This window comes from Neorhizobium sp. DAR64872/K0K18, from assembly GCF_050500175.1.
Taxonomy (GTDB): domain Bacteria; phylum Pseudomonadota; class Alphaproteobacteria; order Rhizobiales; family Rhizobiaceae; genus Neorhizobium; species Neorhizobium soli.
The window spans coordinates 108,037-123,439 of the sequence record NZ_CP191445.1; the positions used below are offsets into that span (position 1 = coordinate 108,037).

The window sequence follows — 15,403 nt, forward strand, 5'->3', positions numbered from 1 at the left end:
TCGGTATGCTGACCGGCTGTTCAGCCGATCAGCTTCATGATGGCCGGAACGCTAAGAATCGCGGCATAGTAGCCCATGAACTGGACGCCGGTGTTCATGCCGAGTACGCGGTAAAGCAGGCCGCCGACGAGACCGACCGTCACGATGACCAGCAGAGCGAGCAGTCCCCCTTCCCAAAGACCGATCACCAAGATCAGACCGACGAATGTCGCGATAATGGCTTCATGGCTGATGTACTTGGCGACGAAAGCTGCAGCACTTCGTGCATGGTTCATAGCGAAGGGATAGGCGATCGCCGCCGCGATGACGACCGACACCAGCCCCCAGATCAGAAACTCCGACACTGACATCATCGTGTGAAGGTTGTTGACGACGCCGGTCCCGGCATCGACCGTGAAGCGTGGCGGCGCGTTGAACAGCGGCGCTGCCGGGCCGGCAGCGACTGGGCTGAGCGGCAGACCAAAGGCAATGAGCGGGATCAGCGCTTCGGCAATATAGGTCGACTCTGTCACGCCGTTTCGGACAGCCAGCACGGAGGTCAGCCGGTGATACGCGTGCTTGATGCGCGCGCCGACGATCTCGCCGGCAATGACGGTGACGGCGACAGGGCTGAACACGAAGGTTGCACTGGTCACGGCAGCCGCTGTCGCGGTCGTCACCACTTGGCTCCGGTCAAGCACGCGGAACGGATTGGGGAAGTAACCACCCCAGCCTTTCACGTCGGGTGCAAGCGTAGTCTGCCGAGGCTCGCTGCGGTCCATGCGTTTGCGCTCGAGCGGCGACACGGACGAGAAGAGCTCCGCAACCAGAGGCCCCACCGCGATGCCGAGGAAGTAGCTCACGCCGAGCTTAACGTTGTGCGTGGCGGTGTAGCCCTGCAAGGCTACGATCAGCAGCGTGAACGGTATCAGCGCCAGGATGGACGCCCAGCGACCGGCCGAGAAATAGGCGATGATGAGTGCCGCTCCGATGAATAGCCACGGCGCCGAGGCCGTGATGTAGGTTCCGAACGGGGAAAGAATGACCGCAAACAGGACTGCCAGCGGAACGGCGATGAATGCGGAGATGACGGAGCCCGCCAGCATCTTTCGCAGAGCGACATGGGGTGCCCCGAGATTGCGAAGCGCCGTTGCCTGCTGGAGAAGCGGCAATGCCATGGTATCGCCGGGAATTCCAAGGAGGGCGGTCGGTACCGCATGTGTCATGTGCTTGGAGACGGCCGCACACATCCAGAAGGTGAAGACGGCAACAGGCGGCGCACCCAGAAGAACGACGAGGAGCGTGACCGGGGCGATCGTGGTCGTTTCATCCGTTCCCGAGATCAGGCCGATGGCTGAAAACAGGATCGCTCCGAGAAGGCCGAGCGAGATGGCCACGATGATTTCATACAGCATGCCGTCCATGTCACTCTCCCTGCCGGCCGGCGCCGGGCCGGTCCTGGTACGTCTTGAACAGGTCGTAGAGACCGACCTCGCGCATTTCCTGAGCGACTTCGGGCGGAAGATCCTCAACCCGGCCGATCGGGCCTCCCTCCTGTTCTAGCTGTTGGAGGATGTCGGTCTGCCATTCGGTGCCGGTCTGTGCCTGTTCCACCACAATGCGTTTGGGCAAGAACAGCCGCGAGCAAATGGCGCCGCTGACAACCGAGCCGACGATGCCGGTCAGCATCGCCAGCGCCTTTCCGATGGCCGGAGTGGCAGCCATGGGCGCGATCGTTGCGAGCGTGACGTAGTAGATCGCAACGCTCAAGATCGCGCCGATGATCATGGCCTTTCCGAGTTGGGGTCGAGATACGACGTCTCCCCAGATCTCGGCAAGTTGACCGTGCGGGCCGGCGGCGCGCGCACCATTCTGTTCTGTCATCAGATAACCTCCCCAGGTGTCGGCCTGTCGGCCGAAAAAAATTCCCATCAGTGCCCGGCAGCCGGCAAAGCTCCCCCTTTGCCCGGCTTGCGGTGTCAGTCCTACTTTCGCAATTCAGCGAGAATTTCCTCGGCCCGCGCAGCGCGAACGTCGTGATCGGCTGCAAGCCGGCGCGCAACGGCATCGATTTCATCACCGGAAGCCCCGGCGCCGATCGCGATGTTACGTGCATGCAGCGCCATATGGCCGCGCTGGATACCCTCCGTCGCAAGCGCCCGAAGCGCTGCCATGTTCTGTGCGAGGCCCACCGCGACCGTCACTTCGGCCAGCTCCACGGCTGAGGCAACGTTGAGGATCTGCAGGGCTGCCTGCGCCGCCGGATGGGTCTTCGTCGCGCCGCCAACCAGGCCGAGTGCCATCGGCATCTCGATCGTGCCGACAAGTGTCCCCTTGGCGCTGATCTCCCATGTCGTCAGCGAGGTATAACGGCCGGAGCGCGCGGCATAAGCGTGGGCGCCGGCTTCGATTGCGCGCCAGTCGTTGCCCGTTGCGACGACGACAGGATCGACGCCATTCATGATCCCCTTGTTGTGGGTCGCGGCCCGGTAGGGATCGACGGCTGCGAATTCGTAGGCGTCGACGATGCCCTCCATCATCCGGCGGCCGGAAAAATCCTTGGTCACAAGGGCTTCTTCCGTGAGCTCGATACGGGCTCTCGCAAGCCTCAGGTCGGCGAGGTTCGACAGGATGCGCAGACGGACTTCACCTCCGGTGATCCGCTCGACAATCGGTGCGATGGCTTCGGCCATGGTGTTGACGGTGTTTGCCCCCATGGCATCGCGGACATCGACCAGCAGATGCAGGACGACCATCGGACCGCGGGAGGTCGATGGGAAGACATGCACCTCAATGTCGCGGCAGCCACCGCCGAATTTCACCAATACCGGATCCTTGGAATTGGCGAGGGTGATGATTTCGTCGCGCGCGGCCAGAATGGCCAACCGGGCACCATTGGGATCCGACAGGCCGATGATCTGGACCTGGGCGCGCATGATGGGCGCCGTCGATGACGTCTGGAAACCGCCGCAGCCGCGCACGATCCGCGCCATATAAGAGGCGGCAGCAACAACCGAGGGCTCCTCGACAGCCATCGGCACCAGATATTCCTGACCGTTGACTAGAAAGTTCGTCGCCACGCCGAGCGGCAGCTGGAAGGTTCCGATGACGTTTTCAATCATTCCGTTCGCGCGCTCGACGGACAGAGCGTCCGGTGCCGACAAGACGGCGCGTGCGCTGTCATCCATCTGCGTTGCTGCCGCAACCTGTACCAGCCTCTCGGCTGGAGACAGATTGCGCATGTTCTCAATGCGCGATGTCACGGTCATTTTCTTCAACGGCTCACTCCCAAATCAACGCATACCCTTGCGTGGATGGCAAACTGTCCTAGAATGTCGGCGATGAGCAAGGGACAGTTGGCAGAATTATTACCTGTACTGTCCCAGCCGAAGGGTGGGACGATCGGTGAAGGTGGTTGATAGGATCCTTGGCGTTGTCAGCGAGCAGATCGCCAGCGGTCTGTACAAGCCCGGGCAGAAACTGCCGTCTGTCCGGGGTGGGGCCGAGCAATTCGGTGTTTCCAAGAACACGATGGCGGAAGCCTATGACAGGCTTGTTGCCCGAGGGCTGGCCACTGCGCGGCAGGGCTCCGGTTATTACGTGGCGGAGAACCGCCCAGCGCCGGTGCCGAGGATAAAGCCCGACGTCTCCGAGGCGACCAGCATCATGTCGCTGTTGCGGGAACAGCTGGACCAGAATTATCAAACGCGTCCTGGCGATGGCCGCCCGCCGGTCAGCTGGACGGAAGATTCCGACATGCGCCGTATCCTGCGCACGAGCCGCAACGCCACCGCGGAGGTGGATTTCGGCTACGGCAGTTCCTGGGGGCTTGGCCCGCTAAGGGAATGGCTTCGGGTTTCGCTCGCAGAACGGTCGATCGCGACCGAGCCCGACGGCGTCATGCTGACGAGCGGGGTCAATAACGGACTCGACCTGATTATCCGCCATTTCCTCGAGCCTGGCGACACGGTGTTCGTCGACAGTCCAGGCTATTATCCCCTCTATGCGAAGCTTCGGTTGGCCAAAGCAAACGTCATCTCGATAAGCCGGCTCCATGACGGTCCCGATCTCGACGAAGTGCGCCAGAAGCTCGCGCGCTATCGGCCGAAGCTGTTCTTTACCCAGAGCCAGGCCCATAACCCCACCGGCGGCACGCTCACGCCCGCGCATGCCTTCGCCCTCCTGCAGATGGCAGAGGTTCACGATTTTCGATTGGTTGAGGACGATATTTTCGCTGACCTGATCGCCGCGACACTGCCGCGGCTCGCGGCATTTGGCCAGCAACAGCGGGTCCTCTACGTCGGATCATTCTCGAAGACCCTGTCGGCAAGTCTGCGATGCGGATACATCGCAGGCGCGCCCGAGACGATCCGTAGTCTTGTCGACCTGAAGATGATTACGATGGTTGCCACGTCCCTGCATGTCGAGCGGGTGGTGCTGGAGATGATCGAGAGCGGTCAGTATCTGAAGAACCTTAGGCGCTTGCGCGGGTGGATCGAGCATGGGGCAAAGGCGACCGCCCAAGCTCTGACAGCCGTCGGTTTGGAAGTTTCGCTCCCCAAAGTGCAGGGCTTCTACATCTGGGTACCGCTTCCAGCGGCTCTGGACGAAAGCGCCTTCTGTATCCGGGCTGCGAAAGCCAATATTTTCATCGCGCCGGCAAGTGTCTTCTACGCGGATCGCGAGAAAGCCATGCCGGCGGCGATGCGGGTGAATGTTGCGTATGGCGCAGATCCACGCTTCTGCGCCTTTCTGAAAGACGAGATTAAAATATTGACGGTCATTGGAGGACACGATGGATAACGTTCGGCTGGTCGAAGTGGGGCCTCGCGACGGACTTCAGAACGAGAAGCGTCCACTCAGCGTCGCTGATCGCGTGCAGATGATCGAAGGTCTCATCGAGGCCGGCCTGACAACGATCGAAGCAGGCAGCGTCGTTTCGCCGAAGTGGGTGCCGCAGATGGAAGGATCGACCGAGGTTCTGTCCTCAGTCGGGCATCGCAAGGGGATCACCCTGCAGATGCTCGTCCCGAACTTCAGAGGTTTTGAAGCCGCTCGCGATGCCGGCGCCGAAGAAATCGCAATCTTTGCATCGGCATCCGAGAGCTTTTCACAAAAGAACATCAACTGCTCGATCGCCGAAAGCTTCGACCGATTCCTGCCGGTCATGGAGGGAGCGCGCAACGCTGGGATGCGCGTGCGCGGCTACGTGTCATGCGTCCTGGGTTGCCCCTATGAAGGCCCAGTCGCACTGAGTTCCGTCGTCGCTGTCGCAAGCCGTCTCCACGCGTTCGGCTGTTACGAAGTCTCGCTTGGGGACACAATCGGTATTGGCACCCCGAGGGCTGCAGCCACGATGGTCAGAGCGGTTGCAGCCGAAATCCCGGTTTCATCGATCGCGCTGCACGAGCACAACACCTATGGTCAAGCGCTCGCCAATATCCTGGCCTGCCTTGAAGAGGGCGTGAGCGTGTTCGACAGCTCTGTGGGCGGGCTCGGCGGATGCCCTTATGCAAAAGGAGCAACGGGAAATGTAGCCACCGAGGAGCTGGTGTTCATGCTGGACGGCATGGGCATCAAGACCGGTGTCGACCTGCCGAAGCTGGCACGTGTGGCTGTGGAGACGGCGGCAAAACTCGGACGTGATCCCGTCTCTCCGATCTCGAGGATTTTGGCGGCCTCATGAGCCCATATCCGGGGCGATCGGCAGAATGACGTCATGTCTCGGAGTAATTCCCAACGCACGTTTGTACTCGCGATGGAATTGTGACACGCTCCCGTAACCGACGGTGTAAGCGAATTGTGCAATATTATCAGTCACCGCGGTGACAAAGGAACGCGCATGCAGGAGCGCATCTGCTTCTGGTATTGCAGCGGCGTCATTGACGTCATCGCGTTGAAATGCTGGTAGAACGACGGCGGGCTCATAGCGGCTGCAGCGGCAAGCTCTTCCACTTTGATCGGCTGCTGATAGTGCATCCGGAGGGTTTGGACGGCTTCCAGAACACGCCGTACCTCACCTTTGGCCAGCACCGGTCGGGTCGCAATATCAACAGGTGTCGGGACTGCTAGCGCGCGCGCTGTCCCTCATCCATCGCGACCAGTAGGGGGCGCTGGAAGTGATGCATCGGGCAACGGCGCTCCGCGCCAGCCTTCACCGTGGACCTTCACTCGGATGTCACAGGAATTGCGCTACGCAACCGTATGATAGCAAGCCATACGCGAGAGAAATTGCGCACTGCGTGCGAGCAACTGCTGTCGGCGGCTCGGCACCCCGATGCCGTGACGGTGCGGACGATCACCTGTCTTGCGGGCACCAATGTGGCGGCGGTCAACTATCATTTTGGAACCCTTCAGCATCTGATTTTTTCGGCTGCCGAGCGCGTCTATCTCCGCCTCAATGCGGAGCGCCTGGCATTGCTTCAGGCGGCGGTTCAACGGGCCGATCCGGCACCTGCCTGCGCCGGCGATCTTATCGCAGCGCTTGTCGGGCCATCCATCCGCTGGAGCCTCGATCCCCATTCCAGTTACGGGGTGCTGCGTCATCTGACGACGCTTGCACAATCCAGCGACGACCCGGAAATATTCCGGCCGATGGTCGAGGATATCGAGCATCATCGCCAGTTCGTCCCGCACTTCAGAAAAATCGCGCCATGGCTGAGCGAGGTCGATGTCGGATTCCGCATCTCGTGCCTTCTCGGGGTGCGCACGCAGATGACGAGAAGCCGCGGCCGCACCGACGAACTGACGGACCACCAGCTCGATCTTGGCAATGCCAGCAGCATCATTGCCCTCGTTGTTGCAGCAACGGAGCCGATGTTTACCACGCCGATTTCAAACAGCGTTTCAAAGCCGTCATCCCGCTGAGACGGGAAGCGCCTAGACAGGCTCCAACGCAGGAGCTCCCCATGGTCGAAACGACGTTCATCCACATCACCGATCTACATGTCGGCAATCCTTCCGTCGCCGATAGCCATCTGTTCAGCGACACCTCGGCCACGCTTTCGCGCGTGCTCGCGCTGATCGGGTCGATGGATCAGAAGCCGCAGTTCATTATCGCCAGCGGCGATCTCACCAATCGCGGCGATGTCGAGAGCTACCGCCAGCTGCGGTCGCTGATGGCGGCCACCGACGTGCCGGTCGTCTACGCGATCGGCAATCATGACACGCGCGCCGGCTTCTACGAAGCGATGCTTGACCGAACCAACGATCTCGATGCTCCCTATGACCACGACCAGGTGATCGGCGGCATCCATATCGTCACGCTCGACACCACGACCCCCGGCGAGATCGGCGGCAGCCTGACGCCGGCGCAATTCGCCTGGCTCGCTCAGGCGCTCGACCGGCACGGCGATCTGCCCAAGCTGATCGTTGCCCACCATGCCCCGGTGCTGGGCGACGCTGTTCCATGGGACCACTGGCGCACGATCGAGTTCAGCCAAAGCCAGCAGCTGGCCGGCGTGCTCAAGGGCCGCAACATCCTCGGGATCCTCTCCGGTCATATCCATCACGACCGGTTCTCCTCATGGCATGGCATCCCCGTCATCGTCGGCATGGGCCAGCATGCAGCAACCGATATTCTGACGACAGACATACTGCGCATGGTCGAAGGCGCCTCCTTCGGGATCGGCACCATTCGTACCTCGGGCCTGACCATGGCGCTCGTTCCCCTGCCGCAGACCCGCAACGAACTCAACCGCTACGACCTGTCCCTGCTGCGCCACAAACAGGATGCGGCCATGGCGGGCGCCACCGAATGACCAATTTCTCCCAACAGGAGCTTCCCGCGATGAGAAAACGCACCTTCCTCGGCCTTGCGGTCGCCGCAGTCCTCGGTGCCGCCGGAACAACCGGCGCCGCGCATGCCGAAATGGCTGTAGAGATTACCAAGCCGGTGACCATCACCTTCTACAACTACAACCTCGCCACGGCGAGCGCCGGTGCCGACGCCACCCGCGAGATGATCGCCAAGTTCGAGCAGGAAAACCCGCTGATCAAGGTGAAGACTGTCGGAGTTCCCTCCAACGACATCATCACGCGCCTGCAGGCCGATATGGCCGCCGGCATGCAGCCCGACGTTGCCCAGCTGGTGTTTCGCGACCTCATCTATCTTGCCTCCGATCTGGGTGCACAGCCGCTCGAGGACATGGCCGGGGCCAAGGGCTACGCTGCCCTTACCGACGGACTGATCCCGCGTGGCGTCGACCTCGGCAAGATCAACGGCAAGACCTATGGGCTTGCCTATACGTTCTCGACGCCGATCCTCTACTACAACGCTGATCTCTTCCGCAAAGCCGGCCTCGATCCCGAGACGCCACCCAAGACCTGGGCCGAGGTGAAGACGGCAGCCGAAGCCATCGTCGCCAAGACCGGCGTGGACGGCTTCTTTCCCGGCGCCTATGGCCCGACAGACGGCACCTTCGTCTATCAGGCGATCCTGATGTCGAATGGCGGCAAGGTCCGCGATGGCAACACGCTGACCTTCGCCGACAAGAATGGCATTGAAGCGGTTCAGATGCTGCGCGACATGGTCGACAGCGGCGCCCATGCCCGCCTCGACCCGGCCAATCCGCAGGAGGCTTTTGCCGCCGGCCGGCTGGGCATGTATCTCTACACCAGCGCCCTGCAGAACTCCCTGTCCAAATCCGCCGACGGCAAGTGGGAACTGCGCGTGACCGGCATGCCGGCCTTCGGGACCAAGCCGACCGCGCCCACCAATTCGGGCTCGGCGCTCTATGCCTTCTCGCAGGATCCGGTCAAGCAGCGCGCCGCCTACGAGTTGATGAAGTTCCTCACCTCCGACTACGGCTACACAATCATCACCTCGAAGATCGGCTATCTGCCGCTTCGCCTCAACATCGTCGACGATCCAAAGCTGCTCGGCCCCTGGACAGCGACGCACCCGCTGATCCGTCCGAACCTCGAACAGCTGTCGCGTCTAACCCCCAATGTCGCCTTCCCCGGCCCGAACTATCGCCAGGCCGAAGCGATGATGAAGGAAGCCGTCTCGGAGGCCGTGCTCGGTCCCAATGACGTGGTGAAGACCCTGACCGAGGCGCAAGCCAATGCCCAGGCGCTGATGCCCTGACCACGCGCGAGTGGGGCGTTGCATCCGCGACGACGCGCGCCCCCAAATTGTACCAAGACAAACAGACCGAAGCACAGCAGGAGGCCGCCATGCGTCACTGGACGCTGCCCGACACCCACAACATCCGCGATCTCGGCGGGTACAATCGGCAGGCCGGCGGCACCACGCAATGGCGCCGGATCCTGCGCGGTGAAGCGCTGCACCCGCTGACGAGCGACAGCCTGGCGACGCTTGTCGCCGATGATCTCTCGCTCGTGATCGACCTGCGCGGGCCGCACGAGACTGCGGTCACCAGCCACCCCTTCATCGGCCACGAGACGGTGTCCTACCGCAATATCGTGCTCTTCGACGCGCTGGCGCCGATCGCAATGGTGCGGCAGCCCTTCGACATGGCGGAGCGCTATTGCAGCGCGCTGGATCATTGTGGCGCGCAGTTCGCCACGGTCTTTCGCGCCATCGGGCAAGCCCGGCCGGGGATGGTGCTGTTCCACTGCACGGCCGGCAAGGACCGTACCGGCGTCGTCGCTGCCATGCTTCTGGCCACCGCCGGCGTCTCGCATGCCGACATCGTGGCCGACTATGCGCTCACGGCCTCCGCTGAGGGCCTGATCGCGCAGCTTCGCGCCCGTTCGCTTGCGGCAGGGATCGATGCCGACCATGTGGAGCGGATGCTCGCCAGCGATGCCGTGACGATGGAAGCCTTCCTCGCCTGTCTCGATGCGGCGCATGGCGGGATCGCGGCCTATCTCGAACGTATCGGTCTTAACGCAGCAGAGATCGACGCGCTGACGGACCGTCTGTGCGCGTAACACACCCGTCGCGCGCTTTTGCCACGACCGGACCGACGGAAAAGGCCAACGCCTTGCAAACCCACTGGAGCGTAGAATGGCCTTGGCCACACAAGCACCGACCCGCCGCAGACGGATGACCCAGTCGCGCTGGGCACCCTGGCTCTACCTGTCCCCGGCCATCATCCTGCTTGTGGTTTGGATCTACTGGCCGCTTGTCGATGCGCTGCGTCTGAGCTTCTACCAGTGGAACATGCTGCCCAATTCGCCGCAGATCTATGTCGGCTGGAACAACTACACGCGCATCTTTGCCCTGCCCAAATTCTGGCAGTCGCTGCGCAATACCGGGATCTACATTTTCGGTCTTTTGCCGCTGGCCGTGCTGATCCCGCTGGCGATCGCCATCTATACTCATGACCTTCCCGAGCGCTCGCGCAACATCTACCGCGCCATCATCTTCGTGCCGATGATCATCGCGCCGGTGGTGGCCGCCGCCGTCTGGCGCTGGCTGCTCGATCCCGGCTACGGCCTAGTCAACCAGATGCTCCAGGGCATCGGCTTCAAGCCCGTGAAGTTCCTCTCCGATCCCAACACCGCCATCTGGACCGTCATCCTGATCACCGGCTGGAAGCTGATCGGGTTTTCGACGCTGATCCTGTCTGCCGCCAATGCCAACATCAACCCCTCCCTGGTGGAGGCCGCGCGCATGGACGGCGCCAGCAAATGGGAGATCATCCGCGACATCCGCCTGCCGCTGCTCAGTTCCACGGCCCTGTTTCTGGTCGTCATGACGATCCTGCTCGGCGCGCAGTGGAGTTTCACCTATATCAACGTGCTGACAGGCGGCGGCCCGCTCGGCTCCACCTCCAACATCTACTATCTCCTTTGGGATTTCGGCTTCTCCACCATGTCGGTGGGCTGGGGCTCGGCTGCGGCCGTCATCCTTTTCCTCGGCTTCGGCGCAGTGGCCTTTGTGCTCTTCCGCCTGATCGACAGGTATACTTTCCATGACAACTGACGTCCTGCACGCGCCCCGCCCGATGGCGCGCCCGCTTCGTCGCATCTCGGACAAATACGGCCTCGACACAGCGGCCGGGCACGTCCTCATGGTCCTTCTGTCGATCCTGTGCCTTTTCCCGGTCTACTGGATGCTGGCCAGTTCGCTGCGTCCCGCCAATGCCATGTTCGAGACGAGCCTATGGCCGACGAGCATGTCGCTCGACAATTACCGGCAGGCTCTGGAGGCCATCCCGATCGGCCGCATGCTGGTCAACACGCTGGTCTTTTCCGTCGTGTCCACGGCCTTTCAGCTTCTGACCGGGCTTCTTGCCGCCTTCGCCTTCGCCCGCTGGACATTCGCGCTCGACAAGCTGGTGTATAGCGCCGTGGCGCTGACCTGGCTGGTACCCTTTCAGGTGGTGATGATCCCGAATTATCTGCTGATTGCCCAGATGGGTCTGCTCGATAGCATCGTGGCGCTGATTCTGCCGAACCTTGTCTCGGCGCTTGCAATCCTGCTTCTTGCCCAGGCCATGCGCAGCTTCCCCCGGGAAGTCATCGAGGCGGCGCGTATGGACGGCGCACGCAACTGGCGGATTCTCTGGGAGGTGATGGTGCCCAATCTGCGCGGCACGATCGCCTCGCTTGCAATCCTCATCTTCATCTCGACCTGGAACGAGTACTTCTGGCCACTGCTGCTCAGCCGCACGGCCGAAAATTCCGTCATCCAGATCGGCATCCAGATGTTCATGACGGCCGAGGGCAACCAGTGGGGACCACTGATGGCCGCCTCGACGCTCGCAAGCCTCCCGGTCCTCGTCATTTACGTCGTCCTGCAGCGCCAGGTCGTCCAGTCCTTCATGAAATCCGGTATCCGCTGATGCGCGGCAGACCCATTCTCGCAGGCATCGGCCGCGACACGTCCACGATTGCACACCTGCACAACCGTCGTCCGGGAGACATCTGATGGCTGATCTGACACTCTCAAACCTGAAAAAATCCTATGACGGCAAGCCGGTCCTGCATGGCGTCGATATCACCATCCCCGATGGCCATTTCGTCGTCATCGTCGGTCCGTCGGGCTGCGGCAAGTCGACCCTCCTGCGCATGATCGCGGGACTGGAGGAGGTGACGTCAGGCACGATCTCCATCGGTGAAATGGTGATGAACGACATCGAGCCGGCCGATCGTGGCTGTGCCATGGTGTTCCAGAACTACGCGCTCTATCCGCACATGACCGTGCGCCAGAACATTGCCTATCCGCTTCGGATCGCCAAGCTGCCGCGGCCCGAGCGCGACAGCAAGGTCGAGGCTGTGGCGAGGATCCTGAACCTGACGGAGTATCTCGACCGGCGCCCGGCGCAGCTCTCCGGCGGGCAGCGGCAACGCGTGGCCATGGGCCGCGCGATGGTGCGCGAACCCGACGTCTTCCTGTTCGACGAACCGCTGTCCAATCTCGATGCACTGCTGCGCGTCCAGATGCGCATCGAGATCAAGAAGCTGCACAAGCGCCTCAAGGCGACGTCGGTGTTCGTGACGCATGATCAGGTCGAAGCGATGACGCTTGCCGACACGCTGATCGTGATGAATGCCGGTCGCGTCGAGCAGATCGGATCGCCCGCCGAGGTCTACCGAAAGCCGGCCTCGGTCTTCGTCGCCGGGTTCATGGGGGCGCCGGCCATGAACCTTTTCCCGGCCGCCATCGGGGCAGGCGGTGCTCTCGTCATCGATGCGCCAACTGGCGGGGTCGGCATCGGCCGGACAAGCCTTGCCGAAGGCACTCCGGTCACCGTCGGCGTCAGGCCCGAAAACCTCCTGCTGAGTGAAACTGCCGGGACAGGCCTTCCGGCGACGGTCGACTTTGTCGAGGAACTGGGTGGCTCGCGCGTCGCCTATTGCACCCTTGGCGACCGGGAGATCGCGGCGACCCTGCCACCGGGCGACCAGCCACTGGAAGGCAGGCCGGTCGCGCTGACCCTGCCGCCAGAGGCACTGCACCTCTACGACCGGACCACAGGACAACGCATCGACGTGCCGGTCCATGCCGCCAGGAGCAGCATCCCGAGCGCTTTCGCGCCGTCCATGTGATGTGATGCATGGAGGCAGCGTAATGTCGCCCGCGTGGTCCTGCGATTGGTTGTTACTCGACAGCAGGTGTAGGCGTCAGAGATCCCGTATCGTTGGATCACCGCCGGCCAAGCCGTGCAAAATCCCGTCAAGCATCACGTTCGCAAGCGGGTTGTAGACCCACTAGCGAACGCAAAAACGCGGCTATTTGCAGAGATATGCGCGTGACATTTAGAGCGTCGGGAGCGTTCCAACAACTCTGAGGGATAGACCCTCGTAGGGCTCCAGATTGATAGTCAATGCGCCATCTTCTGTAAGGTCGCCTTCGATTGACTCCGCAATCATGTCGACGACAGGTCCTGGCCTGACGTTCTGCAAGATCACGACTTCGGAGATCGCCGAGGAGCTGAAATTCAGGGCGGTCACCTGCGTGCCTCGTAGATCCGGAAGTTCGTGGACCATGATGAGCAAACCTGGGGCGGTGGTATCAGGTATCGAGACTTGTCGACTGGCCGCGATCCCATAAGCTTCCCGAACGGCCAGCAGGCGTTTGAGCTGCGAGGCAAACGAGTCCGGCTGCGCGAGCTGCTCGCTGATCGGGCCGTATAGGGCGCGGGCACGCGGCATGCCGTCGGCGGAAAACTCCTCGCCAGAGTTCTGACCCGTCAGATCATAGGCGCCGCGTTCGATCCAGCGGGTGTCGCCGTCGGCCATCAGGTGCTGCACCTGAGCCGGCGTTAATGGCAAAGCGCCGACCAGATCCCATCCGGAAAGCGCGAATACGCCCGGCTGAAAAGCGTTGTACATCACCAGCAGAAGGTGAATTTTCTGGATCAGCTTTGTCGTCTCGTCATCGATGCTTTCCAGGTCGGCAATGTCGAGGGCTGCGGCAATGACGCTCGCTGTCGTGCAGGCGATTCCGTTCGTGACAAAGGGAAGGTTATAGGGGGCGTTAGGTCCCGAAAGGCGCTCGCGTATTACGTCGCGAATATGCATGCGCAGCGTACGCCCCTGCCAAGTCTGGCCGGCAAAGGTGTAAATATCGTCTGCATGCAATGTCCAGAAATGCACGAGTTCCGTCGTCAGTTCATCGTGATTCTGAAGCGCATGAATAAGCGACGCAGGATCGATGCCAAATTCATGGACCATCCGCAGCATCATGCGCAAGAACTCGGTATTGCCTGTCAACAGCGCGTGATGATAGGCCGGGCGCGTGATAAAATCGTAGGACAGATCCGCTCCACCCTTCGACATCGCGGCAATATCATCGATCGTCAGGTTAAGCTCCTGAAACGAAAACCCGCCGGCCTTGCGGATCATGCCAGCGAGCAGTGCGTTGCCCGTCACGGAAAGCGGATGGCTTTCCGACCATGCCGGCCCCTCCACTCGGCGCTCGACGCCGAGAAATCCATTCGCGTCCAACCGCAGGCCACGGGCGCCCATCTGGTCGATCGAATGCAACGCATCGCCGATGATCATCTGTTGCGCGGCAAATGATGGATCCAGCCAGTTCAGGCTCGGCTGCCCCTCCTTGAAGTAGTGCAGGTAAACCCAGCGGCGCTCCTTGCCGTCGACGCCGGTAATAGGGCCGGTCGCACTCCAGTCCGTCTCTTTGACGCCGGGCTCGAAGAAAATGACCCGCTGGAGCTGGCCGACAATCAAGCCACGATCCCTCAGGTAGTCAACGGTATCGGCAGGCAGGTTGACCGCCTCCCGGCCCTCAGGCACGTCCGGAAGACGCTGCCATTCTTCCTCTGGAATTTCGACCATGTGATAGAGACCAGGGTAGGTCGAATGATTCATTTCGGCGAGCCGAAAATCCGGACCCTTGCCCGTGTGTGAAGGAATGACATCGTCAATGACAATGGCGTTGTGTGCCGCCGCCATGCGGCTGATGGCAACGAATTCCTCGTTCGTGCCGAAAGTCGGATCGATGTCGAAGCTTATTCTGTCGAAATTGCCGTCGATCGTCGGGCTGTAGACGCCGTCTTTCATACTGCCGGCACGTTTCATCGGTCCCGTGTGAATACCGCGTACGCCGATCGCCGAAAGGGCTGACCACAGATGTGCGTCGCCAAGGGTCTTGAGAACGGATTCGCCGGGCAACGGGATTACCGAAGGGGGATAGGCCGTCATCCATACCGATGCGATCGATGAAGCGACACGAGGCCGCGCCTCTGCATAGGGCCGCTGCCATAGGCGCGACTGCCCGCCGTAGGCCTCGGCAAATGTACGTGCTTGTTGCAACATCGACAAAGCGACGAGCTCTTCGATTGATTCATTGCTTGGTAGCGTCATTAATGCCTCGAAGCCGGAGCGGGAGTACAGGGATTATTGCAGGCCGATGCAGGTAGCAAGCCTCCCGAAAAGAGCCTGCCTATTGGAAACTGCATCCTCACTTACCCCGGAGTTGTCGGTTCTACCAACAGACTTCTTGCTTTCCTCACACCCAAAGCGTCCGAACACCGATAGCGCGACATCC

The 15,403-nt window shown here is 61.6% G+C and carries 15 protein-coding genes; 9 read left to right on the forward strand and 6 right to left on the reverse strand.

What is annotated here, in order from left to right; genetic code table 11:
* Nucleotides 1–20: 20 nt before the first annotated feature.
* The 3 genes from ACQY1P_RS00515 to ACQY1P_RS00525 all read right to left on the reverse strand — a co-directional run bounded on the left by ACQY1P_RS00515 (nt 21) and on the right by ACQY1P_RS00525 (nt 3,248).
* The gene (locus ACQY1P_RS00515; RefSeq protein ID WP_430253396.1) at nt 21–1,403 is read right to left on the reverse strand and encodes a tripartite tricarboxylate transporter permease; all 1,383 of its coding nucleotides are present in this window, start codon (nt 1,401–1,403) and stop codon (nt 21–23) included.
* A gap of 1 nt (nt 1,404) precedes the next feature.
* Nucleotides 1,405–1,863 carry a hypothetical protein gene (locus ACQY1P_RS00520; RefSeq protein ID WP_113111323.1) on the reverse strand — a complete coding sequence of 153 codons (459 nt, stop codon included), beginning with the start codon at nt 1,861–1,863 and terminating at the stop codon, nt 1,405–1,407.
* A gap of 101 nt (nt 1,864–1,964) precedes the next feature.
* On the reverse strand, nt 1,965–3,248 hold the full coding sequence (locus tag ACQY1P_RS00525; protein ID WP_325265729.1) for a hydroxymethylglutaryl-CoA reductase, degradative: 1,284 nt from the start codon (nt 3,246–3,248) through the stop codon (nt 1,965–1,967).
* Nucleotides 3,249–3,390: 142 nt separating this feature from the next.
* Between ACQY1P_RS00525 and ACQY1P_RS00530 the strand changes: the two genes are divergently transcribed.
* Nucleotides 3,391–4,782, forward strand: coding sequence for a PLP-dependent aminotransferase family protein (locus tag ACQY1P_RS00530; RefSeq protein WP_430253398.1), 1,392 nt, complete (start codon nt 3,391–3,393; stop codon nt 4,780–4,782).
* On the forward strand, nt 4,775–5,665 hold the full coding sequence (locus ACQY1P_RS00535) for a hydroxymethylglutaryl-CoA lyase (protein ID WP_430253399.1): 891 nt from the start codon (nt 4,775–4,777) through the stop codon (nt 5,663–5,665). The genes ACQY1P_RS00530 and ACQY1P_RS00535 overlap by 8 nt, the downstream gene beginning before the upstream one ends.
* Here the strand turns inward: ACQY1P_RS00535 and ACQY1P_RS00540 are convergent.
* Nucleotides 5,660–5,800, reverse strand: a complete 141-nt coding sequence (locus tag ACQY1P_RS00540; protein WP_430253401.1) for an AraC family transcriptional regulator — start codon at nt 5,798–5,800, stop codon at nt 5,660–5,662. The two genes, ACQY1P_RS00535 and ACQY1P_RS00540, sit on opposite strands and share 6 nt — an antisense overlap.
* Nucleotides 5,797–6,012 carry an AraC family transcriptional regulator gene (locus ACQY1P_RS00545; RefSeq protein ID WP_430253403.1) on the reverse strand — a complete coding sequence of 72 codons (216 nt, stop codon included), beginning with the start codon at nt 6,010–6,012 and terminating at the stop codon, nt 5,797–5,799. The genes ACQY1P_RS00540 and ACQY1P_RS00545 overlap by 4 nt, the downstream gene beginning before the upstream one ends.
* A 198-nt stretch (nt 6,013–6,210) precedes the next feature.
* Here ACQY1P_RS00545 and ACQY1P_RS00550 point away from each other — a divergent pair, with 198 nt between their 5' ends.
* The 7 genes from ACQY1P_RS00550 (at nt 6,211) to ACQY1P_RS00580 (ending at nt 12,942) form a co-directional block, all read left to right on the forward strand.
* Entirely contained in the window at nt 6,211–6,846 is a 636-nt protein-coding gene (locus ACQY1P_RS00550) for a TetR family transcriptional regulator (RefSeq protein WP_430253405.1), read from the forward strand.
* Nucleotides 6,847–6,887: 41 nt separating this feature from the next.
* Entirely contained in the window at nt 6,888–7,739 is an 852-nt protein-coding gene (locus ACQY1P_RS00555; protein WP_113167714.1) for a metallophosphoesterase, read from the forward strand.
* Between the two features lie 29 nt (nt 7,740–7,768).
* The gene (locus ACQY1P_RS00560; RefSeq protein ID WP_430253407.1) at nt 7,769–9,067 is read left to right on the forward strand and encodes an ABC transporter substrate-binding protein; all 1,299 of its coding nucleotides are present in this window, start codon (nt 7,769–7,771) and stop codon (nt 9,065–9,067) included.
* A gap of 89 nt (nt 9,068–9,156) precedes the next feature.
* Nucleotides 9,157–9,876 (forward strand): tyrosine-protein phosphatase, encoded by a 720-nt coding sequence (locus tag ACQY1P_RS00565; RefSeq protein ID WP_430253409.1) that lies wholly within the window; start codon nt 9,157–9,159, stop codon nt 9,874–9,876.
* A gap of 76 nt (nt 9,877–9,952) precedes the next feature.
* Nucleotides 9,953–10,873 carry a carbohydrate ABC transporter permease gene (locus tag ACQY1P_RS00570; RefSeq protein WP_174197838.1) on the forward strand — a complete coding sequence of 307 codons (921 nt, stop codon included), beginning with the start codon at nt 9,953–9,955 and terminating at the stop codon, nt 10,871–10,873.
* Complete coding sequence (locus ACQY1P_RS00575) at nt 10,863–11,735, forward strand: carbohydrate ABC transporter permease (protein WP_430253411.1); 873 nt, start codon at nt 10,863–10,865, stop codon at nt 11,733–11,735. The genes ACQY1P_RS00570 and ACQY1P_RS00575 overlap by 11 nt, the downstream gene beginning before the upstream one ends.
* Nucleotides 11,736–11,820: 85 nt before the next feature.
* Nucleotides 11,821–12,942, forward strand: coding sequence for a sn-glycerol-3-phosphate ABC transporter ATP-binding protein UgpC (locus ACQY1P_RS00580; RefSeq protein WP_325265725.1), 1,122 nt, complete (start codon nt 11,821–11,823; stop codon nt 12,940–12,942).
* Nucleotides 12,943–13,152: 210 nt separating this feature from the next.
* Here ACQY1P_RS00580 and treS read toward each other — a convergent pair whose 3' ends face one another.
* Complete coding sequence (treS, locus tag ACQY1P_RS00585) at nt 13,153–15,219, reverse strand: maltose alpha-D-glucosyltransferase (RefSeq protein ID WP_062577695.1); 2,067 nt, start codon at nt 15,217–15,219, stop codon at nt 13,153–13,155.
* Nucleotides 15,220–15,403 lie beyond the last annotated feature (184 nt).

Excerpts from the sequence above, each read along its gene's own strand:
- ACQY1P_RS00515 (WP_430253396.1), bottom strand. The coding sequence starts at position 1,403 with ATGGACGGCATGCTGTATGAAATCATCGTGGCCATCTCGCTCGGCCTT.
- ACQY1P_RS00520 (WP_113111323.1), bottom strand. The coding sequence starts at position 1,863 with ATGACAGAACAGAATGGTGCGCGCGCCGCCGGCCCGCACGGTCAACTT.
- ACQY1P_RS00525 (WP_325265729.1), bottom strand. The coding sequence starts at position 3,248 with ATGACCGTGACATCGCGCATTGAGAACATGCGCAATCTGTCTCCAGCC.
- ACQY1P_RS00535 (WP_430253399.1), top strand. The coding sequence starts at position 4,775 with ATGGATAACGTTCGGCTGGTCGAAGTGGGGCCTCGCGACGGACTTCAG.
- ACQY1P_RS00555 (WP_113167714.1), top strand. The coding sequence starts at position 6,888 with ATGGTCGAAACGACGTTCATCCACATCACCGATCTACATGTCGGCAAT.
- ACQY1P_RS00560 (WP_430253407.1), top strand. The coding sequence starts at position 7,769 with ATGAGAAAACGCACCTTCCTCGGCCTTGCGGTCGCCGCAGTCCTCGGT.
- ACQY1P_RS00565 (WP_430253409.1), top strand. The coding sequence starts at position 9,157 with ATGCGTCACTGGACGCTGCCCGACACCCACAACATCCGCGATCTCGGC.
- ACQY1P_RS00570 (WP_174197838.1), top strand. The coding sequence starts at position 9,953 with ATGGCCTTGGCCACACAAGCACCGACCCGCCGCAGACGGATGACCCAG.
- ACQY1P_RS00575 (WP_430253411.1), top strand. The coding sequence starts at position 10,863 with ATGACAACTGACGTCCTGCACGCGCCCCGCCCGATGGCGCGCCCGCTT.
- ACQY1P_RS00580 (WP_325265725.1), top strand. The coding sequence starts at position 11,821 with ATGGCTGATCTGACACTCTCAAACCTGAAAAAATCCTATGACGGCAAG.
- treS (WP_062577695.1), bottom strand. The coding sequence starts at position 15,219 with ATGACGCTACCAAGCAATGAATCAATCGAAGAGCTCGTCGCTTTGTCG.